This window comes from Kosakonia pseudosacchari, from assembly GCF_015167415.1.
Lineage (GTDB): Bacteria > Pseudomonadota > Gammaproteobacteria > Enterobacterales > Enterobacteriaceae > Kosakonia > Kosakonia pseudosacchari.
In genome coordinates, this window is the sequence record NZ_CP063425.1 from 3,366,763 (window position 1) to 3,381,578 (window position 14,816).

Here is a 14,816-nt window from a genome sequence, read left to right on the forward strand (position 1 = left end):
GTGACACTGCTTGATGGACGAGTAACTTACGTGAAACAAACCGCTATACAATCCGCCAACCTGGAATTCAACGCTGAGGGTACACCTGTTTCCCGAGATTTTGACGATGTCTACTTCTCTAATGATAACGGACTGGAAGAGACACGTTATGTTTTTCTCGGCGGCAACCGTCTTGAACAGCGTTTTTTGGATCACCCGCGCCCGCTGTTTGTGGTTGCGGAGAGCGGTTTCGGCACCGGTCTGAACTTTCTTACCCTCTGGCAGGCGTTCACGGCCTTTCGCGCAGTTAACCCCGACGCTACCCTGGAAAGATTACATTTCATCAGTTTTGAAAAATTTCCGCTCACCCAGGGCGATCTGCGCAAAGCGCATGCCCACTGGCCGGAACTGGCAAGTTGGGCAGAACAGCTGCAAGCGCAGTGGCCACTGCCTTTTGCCGGCTGCCACCGCCTGTTGCTGGACGGCGGTCGTGTGACGCTCGATTTATGGTTCGGCGACATCAATGAACTGACCGATACGCTGGATGATTCGCTCAACCAGAGCGTGGACGCCTGGTTTCTTGATGGGTTTGCACCTGCCAAAAACCCGGACATGTGGACACCCAATCTGTTTCAGGCAATGGCGCGCCTTGCAAGGCCAGGCGGCACGCTGGCGACCTTTACCTCGGCGGGTTTCGTCCGGCGCGGTCTGCAGGAAGCGGGGTTTACCATGCACAAAAGCAAAGGTTTTGGCCGCAAACGCGAAATGCTCACCGGGGTGATGGAAAACCCGCGAGCGCCAGCGGTTCGCGCGCCGTGGTTTGCCCGCAGCGGCACAGAGGAGCGCGAGGTGGCGTTAATTGGCGGCGGTGTCGCCAGCGCGCTGTTATCACTGGCGTTGCTGCGTCGCGGCTGGCAGGTCACACTGTATTGCGCCGATGACGCCCCTGCCGAAGGCGCATCCGGTAACCGCCAGGGCGCACTCTATCCTTTGCTCAGCGCCCACGATCCGGCGCTGGCACGCTTCTTCCCGGCAGCCTTTATCTTTGCCCGCCGCGTGTACGACGCGGTTCCTGTCGAGTTCGACCATCAGTGGTGCGGCGTGACCCAACTCGGCTGGGATGAAAAAAGCCAACACAAAATCGATCAAATGCTGACGCTGGATCTGCCGCCGGAACTCGCCAGGCGCGTTGAGGCAAATGAGGCCGATGCGCTCTGCGGCGTGGAAACCGGCTGCGGTGGCATCACTTACCCGGCTGGCGGCTGGCTCTGCCCGGCGCAGCTCACGGCGGCCGCCCTCGCGCTGGCTTGTGAACAGGGTTTACAGGTGCACTATGGTTATGATGTCGAGCAATTAACGTCTGAAGATAATCACTGGCAGTTGCATATCAAAGGCGGCCAGTTACGCCAGCATGCCGCTGTGGTGCTGGCCAACGGCCATCGCCTTCCCCACTTTACGCAAACGGAAAAGCTACCGGTGTATCCGGTGGCAGGCCAGGTCAGCCATATTCCCACCACGCCTGAGCTCAGCCCGTTGCGCCAGGTGCTGTGTTATGACGGCTATCTCACACCGCAAAACCCGCACAATCAGCAGCACTGTATTGGCGCAAGTTATCATCGCGGTCAGCAGGAAACCGCCTACAGCGAAGCCGATCAGCAGCAGAACCGCCAGCGGTTGCTTGACTGCTTCCCGCAGGCGTCATGGGCTAAAACGGTGGATGTCAGCGCGGGCGATGCACGCTGCGGCGTGCGCTGCGCTACGCGCGATCACCTGCCGATGGTTGGTAACGTAGCGGATTACGACGCAACGCTTAACGCCTATGCCACACTCGCAGAACACGGCGAAACAGCCATCAGCGCACCCGTCTATGACGGTCTGTTTATGTTGGGTGCGCTGGGTTCACGCGGGTTGTGCAGCGCGCCGCTGGCGGCAGAAATTCTGGCATCACAAATGAGCAATGAACCGATCCCGCTGGACGGTGAAACACTGGCGGCAATGAACCCGAATCGTTTATGGGTCAGAAAGTTATTGAAGGGTAAAGCGGTGAAATGAGATGAATATTTTCCCTCTCCTGAGCGGAGAGGGAAAAGACGGCTTAGTGCGCTTTCGCCTGCTGATAGAGATTTTCCCACATGCCGAGCACCAGCGCCTGATCGCGCGGCGATAGTTCTCCCGCCTGAATAGCGGTTTGCACACTGGTGGTCACTTTTCCGTACAGGGTTTCCGGCGCATGGTCATCGCCGCTCTCCAGCTCCGCCACCGCCAGCGTCAGGTGGCCGCGCAGATAACCGCCCGCGAACAGCTCATCATCACTGGCGTGGTCCACCATGTTATCTATTAACGCCAGAATGCGTGATTCAAACTCCGCGATCATCTCTCTTCCTCTCTCGAAAATATGGCCTTACAGATCTTCCGGCCACGGGAACTGTGCTGCCGCTAAGGGCGGCGTCTGGTAATAATCTTGTAATGCTTTAATAAAACGCGCCGGACGTTCAGGAATGCCCTGCTCCAGATACGTCATCACCTGTGCATGCACACGGCGCTGGAACACGATGCGATCGGGTTCGAAATCGCCTTCCAGATTGTCGCAGCTGACATTAAACGGAAAACCCGCCGCCACGCAGAACAACCAGTCAAACGCCTGCGGTTTGACTTCAACATCTTCGAATTTCCCCTGCGTCGCCGCATCGCGTCCGTCCGGGCAGTACCAGTAACCAAAATCGACCAGTTTGCGCCGTTCTGCTCCCGCAATGCACCAGTGCGAAATTTCGTGTAACGCGCTGGCATAAAAGCCGTGGGCAAAGACAATGCGGTTATAAGGTGCATCCGCATCAGCAGGAAGATAGATCGGTTCGTCGTCGCCTTTAATCAGACGGGTATTAAAATCGTCGGCAAAACAGCCGTCGAAAATATCAATTAATTGTTGATAGTGATGCGTCATACATTCACCCCCAGATACTGGAGGATCTCCTGCCCGTGACTGTCATAGAGAAGTTTTGCGCTCATCACCGCCGAGACAATCACAATCATCGGACGAATGAGCTTTTGCCCTTTGCTGAGCACCAGACGCGAGCCCATGCGCGCGCCGAGAAATTGCCCGGCCAGCATAACAAAGCCGGTACCCCACACCACTTTACCGCCAATAATAAATAGCAGCAGCCCGCCGACGTTGGAGGTAGCATTCAGCACTTTGGCATGGGCGGTCGATTTTGCCAGGTTAAAACCCGCAAGCGTGACAAACGCCAGGGCGTAAAACGAGCCTGCGCCCGGACCAAAGAAACCGTCATAAAAACCGACACAGCCGCCGGAAACCAGCGCGAAAGGCAGGCCGTACAAGCGGCGCTGACGATCCTCTTCGCCAAGCCCTGGCATCAGCAGGAAATAGAGGCCAATACAGATAACTAAAATTGGCAGGATCTGGCGCAGCACATCGGATTGCACATGCTGGACCAGCAGCGCGCCGGTGGTCGAACCGATGAAGGTCATCAGAATATTGAGCTTCTGATCGGCGAGATTCACCACTTTGCGGCGAATAAAATAGAGCGATGACGACAGCGAACCGCCGCAGGCCTGCAATTTGTTGGTCGCCAGCGCCTGCGCCGGTGACATACCCGCCGCCATCAGCGCCGGAACGGTTAGCAGCCCACCCCCACCCGCCAGCGCATCAATAAACCCGGCCAGCAGCGCGACAAAAAAAAGCGTCACCAGCAGCAGCGGTGACACCATAAACAGTTGTTGAAAGAGTTCCATCAGAGTGCGTGTTCATCCAGTAAAGCCTGACAGGACGGCGGCAACGGCGGCGGCGTCTTTTTCTCAGGCGTTGAACTACCCGGCTTCGCCGGTTCAAACCAGCTTTGCAATTCCGCGCCGCAACCATCACCAGGCGGCGGCAGCGGTTGATCCTGGCACTCCAGGCTGTCCGCCGGGCAGCGCAAGCGCACATGCATATGTGCGCGATGCTGGAACCACGGGCGCACTTTGCGCAGCCAGTCACGATCGCTACCCGCATCAAGGCAAAGCTGCTGCTTGATTGCCGGGTTCACGAAGATACGCGTCACGTCGTTATCCTCTGCCGCCAGCTTGATCATGCTGCTGATTTCCGGCTTCCACAGCGCAGGCACTACCTGTTTGCCATCGCGGGAAACCAGATCCAGCGCCTGCGGTTTCAGCAGTTGCGCCGCGCTCCAGCGCGTTTTCGGAAGCTGCAGGAAGATATCGACATCCAGCCCCGACTGGTGGCTGGCGTGACCGCCGTTAAAGCGTCCACCGGCTGGCATTCCCATATCGCCCACCAGCACCGTACCCAGCCCGAGGTTGTACACCTGCGTGCTGAAGCGCTGAATGAATAACACCAGATCCGGGTGGCCGAAATAGCGCCGTTGGTCGGTGCGCATTACCTGGTAGTGATCCGATTGTAGCGGCAGCTCATGCGCGCCAACGATACAGCCATTGGAAAACGCGCCGATAGATTGCGGGCTACCGGCGACGGGATGGGTCAGTTTTTGCCATGGCGTCGCCGCCATGGCAGTTGCGCTCACCAGCAGGGCAAACAGGGCGATTGCCGTTTTTTTCATGGTTACCAGCGTGGAATATCGGTTATCACATCAGCGTTTTGCGCGCGCTGACGCAGGAAGTGATCCATCAAGACAATCGCCAGCATCGCTTCAGCGATCGGTACGGCGCGAATGCCAACGCACGGATCGTGACGACCTTTAGTGATCATTTCGACCTCCTCGCCAAAGCGGTTGATCGTCTTCCCGGGTACAGTGATGCTTGAGGTGGGTTTCAACGCAATGTTGGCAATAATTTGCTGACCGCTGCTGATACCGCCCAGAATGCCGCCCGCATGATTGCTCTGGAAACCCTGTCTGGTGATTTCATCGCGGTTTTCGCTGCCGCGCAGTTTTACCACTTCAAAGCCATCGCCAATTTCAACGCCTTTCACCGCGTTAATGCTCATTAGCGCGTGGGCGATATCCGCATCAAGGCGGTCAAACACCGGCTCGCCAAGGCCTGCTGGTACGCCATCGGCGACGACGGTGACTTTCGCGCCAATGGAATCGCCCTCTTTTTTCAGGCCGCGCATCAGCTCATCCAGCGCCTCGATTTTGTCCGGGTCCGGGCAGAAGAATGGGTTCTGCTCAACCTGATCCCAGGCTTTGATCGCCAGCGGAATGTCGCCCATCTGCGTCAGACAAGCGCGAATAACAATGCCAAATTTCTGCGCCAGGTATTTTTTGGCAATCGCACCAGCCGCCACGCGCATCGCCGTTTCACGGGCGGAAGAACGGCCACCGCCGCGATAATCGCGCACACCATATTTTTGCTCGTAGGTGTAATCCGCATGTCCTGGACGGAACAGATCTTTAATCGCACCGTAATCCTGCGAACGCTGATCGGTATTTTCAATCAGCAGACCAATGCTGGTGCCGGTGGTCACGCCTTCAAACACGCCGGAGAGGATTTTCACCTGATCCGGCTCGCGGCGCTGGGTGGTGTAGCGCGATGTCCCCGGGCGGCGTCTGTCCAGGTCGTGTTGCAGATCCGCTTCGGTCAGCGGAATGCCCGGCGGCACACCGTCGACAATACAGCCGAGCGCCAGGCCGTGCGATTCGCCGAAGGTGGTTACGCGAAAGAGTTGTCCAATTGTGTTTCCTGCCATCACGGCTCCGTTGTCGTTGTCTGTGTTGAGCGTCGTTTTAATCTTTATAGATGCTGAAGTGTTCGCGAGCGGCGATAAGCTGCGCTTTGGTCAGCATGAAGACACCGTCCCCGCCGTTATCAAACTCCAGCCAGGTAAACGGTACGTCCGGGTATTGTTCCATCAGATGTACCATGCTGTTACCCACTTCACAAATCAGGATGCCGTTGTCAGAGAGGTAATCTGGCGCACAGGCGAGGATGCGGCGCGTCAGTTTCAGGCCATCGCTGCCGGAAGCCAGGCCAAGTTCTGGCTCGTGGCGATACTCGGAAGGCAGATCTGCCATATCTTCTTCGTCAACGTACGGCGGGTTGGTCACAATCAGGTCGTACTGCACTTTCGGCAAGTCGCGGAAGACGTCAGAGCGGATTGGCGTCACGTGATGAATAAGCCCGTGCTCTTCAATATTGTGCTCGGTTACCGCCAGCGCGTCCGTGGAGATATCGACGGCGTCCACTTCCGCTTCCGGGAAGGCATAAGCACAGGCAATCGCGATACAGCCACTACCGGTACACATATCCAGAATGTGCTTCGGCTGTTCATCGATAAGCCCGGCAAAACGGTTGTTAATCAGCTCGCCAATCGGCGAACGCGGCACCAGCACGCGCTCATCCACATAAAATTCGTGACCACAGAACCAGGCTTTGTTGGTGAGATAAGCGACCGGAATACGTTCGTTAACGCGGCGAATCACGCGTTCAACAATGCGGTGGCGCTCGCTGGAAGTCAGACGCGCGGTGCGCATATCTTCCGGGATATCCAGCGGCAGATAGAGCGTTGGCAATACCAGTTGCACCGCCTCGTCCCACGGGTTGTCGGTGCCGTGGCCGTACCAGATATTGGCGGCGCTAAATCGGCTTACCGACCAGCGCAACATGTCCTGAATGGTGTGCAGTTCGTTCACTGCTTCGTCGACGAAAATTTTATCCATGGTATCCCCCAGGCGCATGCTCGCATTAAATTCGGCGGCTAGTTTGCCACGAAGACGGCGATAAATCAGCATTCTCACGCACCTGCGCGGGGTAAAAATGCATTTTGCTGCACCGCTGGCGCAATGAGTCGGGTACACTGAAAAAAAGAAAAGATGAGATGCGCAGATGAAAAAGAAACCATCGCTTAGCGAGGAGGAACAGGCGCTGTTCCGGCAACTGATGACCGGTACGCGCCAGATAAAGCAGGACACCGTGGTTCATCGCCCGGCGCGAAAAAAAATCACTGAAGTGCCGGAGAAACGGTTGTTGCAGGAGCAGGCCGATAACAGCCACTATTTTTCTGATGAGTTCCAGCCGCTGTTAAACACCGAAGGCCCGGTAAAATATGTGCGCGACGATGTCAGCCATTTTGAGCTGAAAAAGATCCGCCGTGGCGATTATGCTCCGGAGCTGTTTCTTGATCTGCACGGTTTAACCCAGCTGCAGGCGAAGCAGGAACTGGGAGCATTGATTGCCGCCTGCCGTCGCGAACATGTGTTTTGCGCCTGCGTAATGCACGGTCACGGCAAACATATTCTCAAGCAGCAAACCCCGCTGTGGCTGGCGCAACACCCGCATGTGATGGCGTTTCACCAGGCGCCAAAAGAGTATGGCGGCGATGCGGCGATACTGGTGCTTATTGAAGTGGAAGAGTGGCAACCGCCGGAGTTGCCCTGACGGCAGAAACGACAAGAGCCGCATTATGCGGCTCTTTATCTTTCATGGTCCGGCGAATCAGATAGCTTTTGGCATCTTCAGGTTGCAGGGACTCATTTGCCAGTTAAAGACACCTTTACCGTCTCCATCCAGCGTGACGCTGGCGATGGCGGAGGTGGTAAACATCGGCGGCGCTTCACCCGGGCAGAGCTCGGACACCAGGTATCCGACCAGCGGCAGGTGAGAAATAACCAGCACGGCGGAAGTACCTTCATTTGCCAGCGCCTGTAAATAGGCGCTGACCAGGCCGATATCGCCACAGGGCGTCAGTTCCGGCAGGACATCCACGTTGTCAGGCAGGTTCATACACTCCCCTACCTTATCCAGCGTCTGTTCAGCACGTAAAAAAGGGCTGACCAGAACACGTTCAATATCCACTTTTTGGCCTTTCAACCATGTTGCCATTAGACGGGTTTCGTCACAGCCACAAGGGGTTAAGGGACGAACCGAGTCACTGGCTGCATCGAGGGCAGCGTCGCCGTGACGCATGATAAAAACTTGCATATTGCACCGCTTTTGTTAACCAGAATCATTAATACTTTCACCGCAAAATCATTTCACGACACCGGAAAATATTAATGGCCGGGCATTGTGCCTGATCCATTCGTTGAATGAAACGCTGTTTTTTACCTCAATGGCGCAAGTATAGTCAATCACTGTTTATTAAATAACCGTAAAGCCCATGAGGTATAACAGAATTCCTTTTTTAGACACTAACTGAAACGTTCAGTTTCTTTTGTCGGCCAGAAAGTTACACCTTGTTCCGCCATGCGTAACAGCGGCTCGCAAGGGGTAAAACGCTCGCCATACTGCGCCTGTAAGCGCTGTAGTGTCGCCACCACTTCGCTTACGCCCAGCGCGTCCATATAGTGGAACGGCCCGCCCAAAAACGGAGGGAAACCGATGCCAAACACGGCGCCAATATCACCATCACGCGCGCTGCGAATCACCTGTTCATCAAAGCAGCGAGCCGCTTCGTTCAGCATCAACATCACACACCGCTCCGCTATCTGCTGAGGCGGTAACTGCGTGCCATCTGAAACACCGATTAAGCGGTAGATCGATGGGTCTGGCTGTTTTTTGCTTTTACGCCCTTTCGCCGGGTAAAGATAGAAACCGCGCTCATTTTTTCTGCCTTTGCGATCGTCATTCAAGATTGCGTTAACCACACTTGCAGGCGCGCTAAAACGTTCCCCGTAGGCAGCTTCCAGCACCGGGATAATTTTGGTGCCGGTATCGATCCCCACTTCATCCAGCAACTGGATGGGCCCCACCGGGAAACCGAATTTCACCAGCGCCTGATCGATCGTTTCAATACGTTGGCCTTCGCTTAACAGACGCATCGCTTCATTAATATAAGGCGCGAGGATGCGGTTAACGTAAAAGCCAGCTTTATCGGCCACCACAATGGGCGTTTTGCCCTGTTTTTTCGCCAGTTTCACCGTCGTGGCAATGGTCTGCTCATCGGTGCCGGCATGGGGGATCACCTCGACCAGCGGCATTTTTTCCACCGGACTAAAAAAATGTAATCCGATAACTTTTTCCGGACGCGCCGCATTCGCAGCAATATCGCCGATAGGTAAAGACGAGGTATTGGACGCGAAAATGGTATGCGCTGCGCAGTTAGCTTCGACTTCACCCACCATTTTCTGCTTCAACGCTAAATCCTCGAACACCGCTTCAATCACCAGATCGCGATGGGCAAAGCCACGATAATCAAGCGAACCGGAGATCTTCGCCATCTGGCTGTCGCGCTCGGCGGGTTTCATGTAGCGACGGCGCACTTTTTTATCCAGTTGTTGCCAACTGTATTTCAGCGCATGGTTAATGCCCTTCGCGTTAATATCTTTAATGCGAACCGGCAAGCCGCCTTTGCTGGCAGTGACAAACGCGATACCGCCGCCCATCAACCCACCGCCCAGCACTCCCACACTATTAAGCGGGCCGGGTTCGACGGCGCTGCCAGGATCTTTTTTGATATCGGTACTGGTAAAGAAGAGATGCCGCAACGCCTGCGATTGCGGCGTCATCGCCAGTTGGCCAAACGCGCGCGCTTCAGCGTCATAACCGCTGCTGCGCCCCTGGGCAAGGCCGGTTTCGATCACCGAGAGAATGCGCGATGCAGCAGGATAATTCCCCTGGGTTTTCTGCTCCGTTTTCTTCGCCACCATGCGGAACAATAAAGTACGGCCAAGCGGCCCGGCAAGGATACGCTCGCGCACCGGTAAATGGCGGCTGGCAGGACGCCCCTGCGAAACCAGCCCGACGGCGGCGTCCAGTAAAATGGAAGGCGGAACCACATCGTCCACCAGCCCCACTTTTAATGCCTGCCGTGGGCGTAACGGTTTGCCGGTGAGGATCATCTCCAGCGCGGTACTCACGCCAATCAGACGTGGCAAACGCTGCGTACCGCCGGAGCCAGGAAGCAAACCCAGTTGTACTTCCGGTAATCCCAGTACTGTTTTGGCGTCGTTCGTACAAACCCGGCGATGACACGCCAGCGCCAGCTCCAGCCCACCGCCGAGGCAAGGGCCATTAATCGCGGCAATCACCGGGATCGGCAGCGCATGGATTTCCGCCATCAGTTGCTGTCCCTGGCGGGCAAGCTCCTCGGCCTCTTTCGCCGTCTGGCAGCGGGCGATCATATTGATATCCGCGCCCGCAATAAAGTTGTCCGGTTTTGCTGAGATAAACACCACGCCGCGCAATGATTTGTTATCGCGGATCTGTTTAAGAATGGCGCGCACGTCGGTCGCGAACTCCGCTTTCAGCGTGTTCATCTTCTCGTTTGGGACATCAATCGCGACTACCGCCACATTGTCGGGACGCACACTAAGGGTAAATGCCGATGTTGTGGTCATTACTCTGCCTCCAGAACCATTGCGGCACCGAGACCGCCTGCGGCGCAGGCCGTTACCAGCCCGAAACCGCCACCGCGGCGGCGCAACTCATGCAGGGTTTGAGTGATCATACGCGCGCCGGTAGCGGCAAACGGATGCCCATAAGCGATAGAGCCGCCAAGCACGTTAAATTTACTGTCATCCACTTCGCCGGTTGCCTGTGAACGGCCCAGCACCTCGCGGGCAAAACGCTCGCTGGCCATTAGCTTCAGGTTGCTCAGGGTTTGCGCGGCAAAGGCTTCATGCATATCAAGCAGGGTTAAATCCGCCATTGATAATCCGGCTCTTTCCAGCGCCAGCGGCGTTGCCCATGCCGGGCCAAGCAGCATATCTTCACGCACATCAATGGCGGTAAAGGCATAACTGCGCAGGTATCCCAACGGCACCAGCCCCAGCTCTTTGGCGCGGGATTCGGTCATCAGGATCACCGCCGCTGCGCCATCGGTAAGCGGCGTACTGTTGGCCGCCGTCACCGTGCCGTGTTGGCGATCAAACGCCGGGCGCAGTTTTGCATAATCCGCCAGGCTTGAATTTGTGCGCACGTTGTTATCTTTTTCGACCGGATCGCGAAATGGCGGCGCGTAAGCGGTCATCACCTCTTCTGCCAGTTTGCCTTCTGCCCAGGCTTGCGCGGCAAGCTGGTGCGAACGGTGCGCCAGCGCATCCTGCTGTTCGCGGCTGATACCGTAGGTTTTCGCCATCTGTTCAGCGGTATCGCCCATGCGCAGGCCGGTGGAATACTCCGCCACCGCCGGGGGAACCGGCAGCAGATCGCGCAGACGCAGGCGTGAGAAGAGTTTCAGTTTTTGCGCCATGGTGCGCGCTTTGTTGGCATCCACCAGCGTACGCGCCAGTTTTTTGCTGACACCAATCGGCAGCACAGAGGATGAATCTGCGCCCCCGGCAATACCGGCACGGATGGTGCCTGCCAGCAGGCTTTCGGTGACATTCGCCACCGCCTGAAAGCTGGTCGCGCAGGCGCGGCTAACACTGTAAGCGTCGGTATGCACACTCATGCCGGTGCCAAGCACAATTTCGCGCGCAATATTCGGCGCTTCGGGCATTTGAACTACCTGGCCAAACACCAGTTGTTCAATCACTTCGGGGGGAATTTCGCTGCGTGCCAGCATCTCTCCCACTACCATTTTGCCAAGATCGATGGCCGGCACGCCGTGAAAGACGGTCGCCTGGCGGGCAAAAGGGGTACGTAACCCACTGACAATGGCAATGCGGTCGCCCTGGCGGGTGACAAGCGGTAATGCCTTCATAACACTCCCCTGTTAACAGCGTAATGTATTAAGTGGTCTGACCTGATAACAGTCTTAACCAATTTTTTACATTTAGCCAATGGGAGGGAGAAAAAAATGGGAGCTAAGGCACAGAGATACTTAACAAAACGCTCCCGGTGATCGGGAGCGTTGGCGGGATAATTAACGCAGACCGAGCTGGAAAATCAGCGTTTCGGCTTCGCAAGCGAAGACAAAATCGATATCCAGACGTACACCATCGGCCACTTCCGTAAACGTAGAGGTGATTTGGCAAGGATCGGATTCCACGCTGCGGGCTCTGGCGCTCAGCGCAGCCAGGGTTTCGTCAGCGTCGGCGCGGTTAGCGAACACGCGGCTGTAAGAGGCGGTGCAGTCGGAGTTGTCCATAATGGTGCCAACATCCATACAGCAGCAAACCGGGGTTTCATCAGCACTGCATTTACTCATGGTAGATTTCCTCTGAATTCGCACCCAAGGTGCCAGATAAACGTTGCGCATATTTTACGCCGCGAGGGAATGTGGCTCCAGTCGTTAATTCCGCAAGCGGCGATAAGTGACCGAAATCACACTTAAAAATGATCTAAAACAAAAATCATCTAATCGGCTGATTAACACCGGGGGCAATTTTGCTGCGCAGATCCCGTTTCGAAGATCACAATTGAAAAATCTTATATACATACTTGCAACATTTCCTCTGGTCAGACCTATACTCTCGCCACTGGTCTGATTTCTCAGATGTACCTCAGACCCTACACTTCGCGCTCCTGTTACCCCGCGTAACAAAGTTTGTATAAAAATAAATCGATTTCGAATGAGGTTATGGTCATGAGCCAGAAAACCCGGTTTACCAAGTCTGCGTTGGCAGTCGCAGTGGCAATCGTTTCTACCCAGGCCTGGTCTGCAGGCTTTCAACTCAACGAGTTTTCATCCTCTGGCCTTGGCCGAGCTTATTCCGGTGAAGGCGCCATCGCTGATGACGCAGGCAACGTCAGCCGCAACCCGGCGCTGATCACCATGTTCGATCGCCCAACCTTCTCAGGTGGTGCGGTGTTTGTCGATCCGGATGTTAACGTGACGGGCCGTTCTGCAATTGGTAACAATGCCAGCCAGGACAACATCGCCCCGACCGCATGGGTGCCGAACCTGCATTTCGTGGCACCGATTAACGATCAATTTGGCTGGGGCGCGTCTGTAACCTCTAACTACGGGCTGGCCACCGAGTTCAACAACAATTACGCCGCCGGTTCTATGGGTGGTAAAACCGACCTTGAAACGCTGAACCTCAACCTGAGCGGCGCGTACCGTCTGGATAGCCACTGGAGCTTCGGCCTCGGCTTTGACGCTGTTTATGCACGTGCGAAAGTGGAGCGCTACGCGGGTGACCTGCCGCAAATCATCGGCGCAGGTCTGCCAGGGCTGGTGCAATCTGGTCAGTTGTCCGCGCAACAGGCCGCCGCGATTGGCGCGCAGGCTGGCGGCATTAGCCGCGATACGCAAATCGCCCATCTGAAAGGTGATGAGTGGGGCTTTGGCTGGAACGCCGGCATTCTTTACGAGCTGGATAAAAACAACCGCTATGCATTGACCTACCGTTCTGAAATCAAAGTCGACTTCGACGGCGATTATAAGAGCAGCCTGCCTGCGACGCTGAACCCGATCAATGCTGCGCTGGGTCTGGGCTTACCGTATGGCACTGGCGGCGCCACCACCAACGGTTCGCTCTCATTACATCTGCCGGAAATGTGGGAAGTGTCGGGTTACAACCGTGTTGATCCGCAGTGGGCCATTCACTATAGCCTGGCTTACACCAGTTGGAGCCAGTTCCAGGAACTGAAAGCGACCGGCAACAATGGCCAGACGCTGTTCTATAAAGATGAAAGCTTTAAAGACGCCTACCGTATCGCACTGGGTACCACCTATTACATGGATGATAACTGGACCTTCCGCGCCGGTATCGCCTTTGATGACAGCCCGGTTCCGGCAGCCAAACGCTCCATCTCCATCCCGGATCAGGATCGTTTCTGGCTGAGTACCGGTGCGACCTACGCGTTTAACAAAGATGCCTCCGTCGATGTCGGCGTTTCTTATATGCACGGTCAGAAAGTGGAGTTCACAGAAGGCCCGTATACCTTCAAATCTGAAGGTCGTGCATGGCTGTATGGCGCGAACTTTAACTACGCGTTCTGATAAACCATCAGGCATAAAAAAAGGTGAGCGCCGTGCTCACCTTTTTTATTTGCTTCGCTTACTCAGAATCAATGTCTTTCAAATCACCCTCGATCGCCTGCGCGTTCGGGTTTTCCTGCGGTTTCAGCTTACCGCCGTTGGCAATAAAGTCGTGGCGCTGGAAGTAGGCTTCACGCACCAGAATATACGGATCGGAAGACTGGCGCAGCAGGCCATCTGAATCCAGCAGTTGCGCGCGCGATTCGATGCCTTCCACCGTCCATTTACCCACCGACAGCGGCCATGTCAGCCACGACAGCACCGGATAGAGCGTATCGGCCATATCACCACCATCTTCACGCAGCGTGAAACTGCCATAGAACGGCAGTTGCATATAAGGGCCATAACCTATGCCGTAATGCCCCAGCGTGCTACCGAAACGGTGTGGCTCAACGCGCTGCAATTTCGGGTTCGCCGCACCGGCGACATCCATCAGACCGCCCATCCCCAGCAGGGTGTTCAGGAAGAAGCGCGTAAAGTGAACCATCCCCTGGTACGGATCGCCTTGTAAGAAGAAGTTCACCATCACCGCCGGTTCTTCAAGGTTGCTGGTGAAGTTGCTCAGGCCATTTCGCGCGGGCTGCGGCACGTAATCACGCCAGACAACGGCAACAGGCCTGACAACATACGGGTCCAGAACATTGAAGTTGAAACTGTACATGGTGCGGTTGAACCCTTCCAGCGGGTCTGAACGTCCCTGCGAATCTTTACCGGAACTGGCACAACCGACCAGTACAGTGGTAGCCAGCGCAAGCGCCGACAGGCGGAATTTCATAGGTGTCTCCCTGAAGAAAATGGTCGTCGCTGAATGCCATTTTTGAATAACGCAAACGCGGAAATCCGTTTTGCGCAGACAATGCGCAACGCATTGTATCAGCACGTATTCTGATGTCCATGTAGCGAACGAATCGCACTCAGCCTAACCGAACTCACCTTTACGGCTCGTTAACAATTCTATACAAACTTCCTCAATATCGTATTGCCATTATTGCTTTTCGCGCAATTTAGGACGATGCCGTCACGGAATAAGCGTGAAAACCGCTACGCTTAAATT

14 protein-coding genes are annotated in these 14,816 nt (G+C 55.7%); 3 read left to right on the plus strand and 11 right to left on the minus strand.

Features of this window, described 5'->3' with window-relative positions:
- The first annotated feature begins 30 nt into the window (after positions 1 to 30).
- Positions 31 to 2,031, plus strand: coding sequence for a bifunctional tRNA (5-methylaminomethyl-2-thiouridine)(34)-methyltransferase MnmD/FAD-dependent 5-carboxymethylaminomethyl-2-thiouridine(34) oxidoreductase MnmC (gene mnmC, locus IP581_RS15820; protein ID WP_193820818.1), 2,001 nt, complete (start codon positions 31 to 33; stop codon positions 2,029 to 2,031).
- A gap of 43 nt (positions 2,032 to 2,074) precedes the next feature.
- Here the strand turns inward: mnmC and IP581_RS15825 are convergent, their stop codons facing one another.
- Genes IP581_RS15825 through prmB form a run of 6 tightly spaced genes read right to left on the minus strand, consistent with a single transcriptional unit; the run spans position 2,075 to position 6,611 of the window.
- On the minus strand, positions 2,075 to 2,353 hold the full coding sequence (locus tag IP581_RS15825) for a YfcL family protein (protein WP_020454568.1): 279 nt from the start codon (positions 2,351 to 2,353) through the stop codon (positions 2,075 to 2,077).
- 27 nt (positions 2,354 to 2,380) lie between these two features.
- The gene (locus tag IP581_RS15830; protein WP_097400360.1) at positions 2,381 to 2,920 is read right to left on the minus strand and encodes an elongation factor P hydroxylase; all 540 of its coding nucleotides are present in this window, start codon (positions 2,918 to 2,920) and stop codon (positions 2,381 to 2,383) included.
- Complete coding sequence (locus IP581_RS15835; protein WP_086870993.1) at positions 2,917 to 3,729, minus strand: sulfite exporter TauE/SafE family protein; 813 nt, start codon at positions 3,727 to 3,729, stop codon at positions 2,917 to 2,919. Before IP581_RS15835 ends, IP581_RS15830 begins: the two co-directional genes overlap by 4 nt.
- Positions 3,729 to 4,553 (minus strand): penicillin-insensitive murein endopeptidase, encoded by an 825-nt coding sequence (gene mepA / locus IP581_RS15840; RefSeq protein WP_097400359.1) that lies wholly within the window; start codon positions 4,551 to 4,553, stop codon positions 3,729 to 3,731. The genes IP581_RS15835 and mepA overlap by 1 nt, the downstream gene beginning before the upstream one ends.
- Positions 4,554 to 4,555: 2 nt before the next feature.
- Positions 4,556 to 5,641 (minus strand): chorismate synthase, encoded by a 1,086-nt coding sequence (gene aroC / locus IP581_RS15845; protein ID WP_086870989.1) that lies wholly within the window; start codon positions 5,639 to 5,641, stop codon positions 4,556 to 4,558.
- A 37-nt stretch (positions 5,642 to 5,678) separates the two neighbouring features.
- On the minus strand, positions 5,679 to 6,611 hold the full coding sequence (prmB, locus tag IP581_RS15850; protein ID WP_025263897.1) for a 50S ribosomal protein L3 N(5)-glutamine methyltransferase: 933 nt from the start codon (positions 6,609 to 6,611) through the stop codon (positions 5,679 to 5,681).
- A 166-nt stretch (positions 6,612 to 6,777) separates the two neighbouring features.
- On the opposite strand from prmB, the gene smrB reads away from it, so the two are divergent.
- On the plus strand, positions 6,778 to 7,329 hold the full coding sequence (gene smrB / locus IP581_RS15855) for an endonuclease SmrB (RefSeq protein WP_045513070.1): 552 nt from the start codon (positions 6,778 to 6,780) through the stop codon (positions 7,327 to 7,329).
- Between the two features lie 57 nt (positions 7,330 to 7,386).
- Here the strand turns inward: smrB and sixA are convergent, their stop codons facing one another.
- The 4 genes from sixA to IP581_RS15875 all read right to left on the minus strand — a co-directional run bounded on the left by sixA (position 7,387) and on the right by IP581_RS15875 (position 11,983).
- Complete coding sequence (gene sixA / locus IP581_RS15860) at positions 7,387 to 7,872, minus strand: phosphohistidine phosphatase SixA (RefSeq protein ID WP_086870987.1); 486 nt, start codon at positions 7,870 to 7,872, stop codon at positions 7,387 to 7,389.
- A gap of 209 nt (positions 7,873 to 8,081) precedes the next feature.
- Complete coding sequence (gene fadJ, locus IP581_RS15865) at positions 8,082 to 10,229, minus strand: fatty acid oxidation complex subunit alpha FadJ (RefSeq protein WP_193820819.1); 2,148 nt, start codon at positions 10,227 to 10,229, stop codon at positions 8,082 to 8,084.
- A complete protein-coding gene (gene fadI / locus IP581_RS15870) occupies positions 10,229 to 11,536 on the minus strand; it encodes an acetyl-CoA C-acyltransferase FadI (protein ID WP_193820820.1) in 1,308 nt (435 codons plus the stop codon). The genes fadJ and fadI overlap by 1 nt, the downstream gene beginning before the upstream one ends.
- A gap of 162 nt (positions 11,537 to 11,698) precedes the next feature.
- Positions 11,699 to 11,983, minus strand: coding sequence for a YfcZ/YiiS family protein (locus IP581_RS15875; protein WP_017458646.1), 285 nt, complete (start codon positions 11,981 to 11,983; stop codon positions 11,699 to 11,701).
- 378 nt (positions 11,984 to 12,361) lie between these two features.
- Between IP581_RS15875 and fadL the strand changes: the two genes are divergently transcribed.
- The gene (fadL, locus tag IP581_RS15880) at positions 12,362 to 13,723 is read left to right on the plus strand and encodes a long-chain fatty acid transporter FadL (protein WP_193820821.1); all 1,362 of its coding nucleotides are present in this window, start codon (positions 12,362 to 12,364) and stop codon (positions 13,721 to 13,723) included.
- Positions 13,724 to 13,781: 58 nt separating this feature from the next.
- On the opposite strand, the gene mlaA is transcribed toward fadL, so the two are convergent.
- Positions 13,782 to 14,537, minus strand: coding sequence for a phospholipid-binding lipoprotein MlaA (gene mlaA / locus IP581_RS15885; protein ID WP_086870974.1), 756 nt, complete (start codon positions 14,535 to 14,537; stop codon positions 13,782 to 13,784).
- Positions 14,538 to 14,816 lie beyond the last annotated feature (279 nt).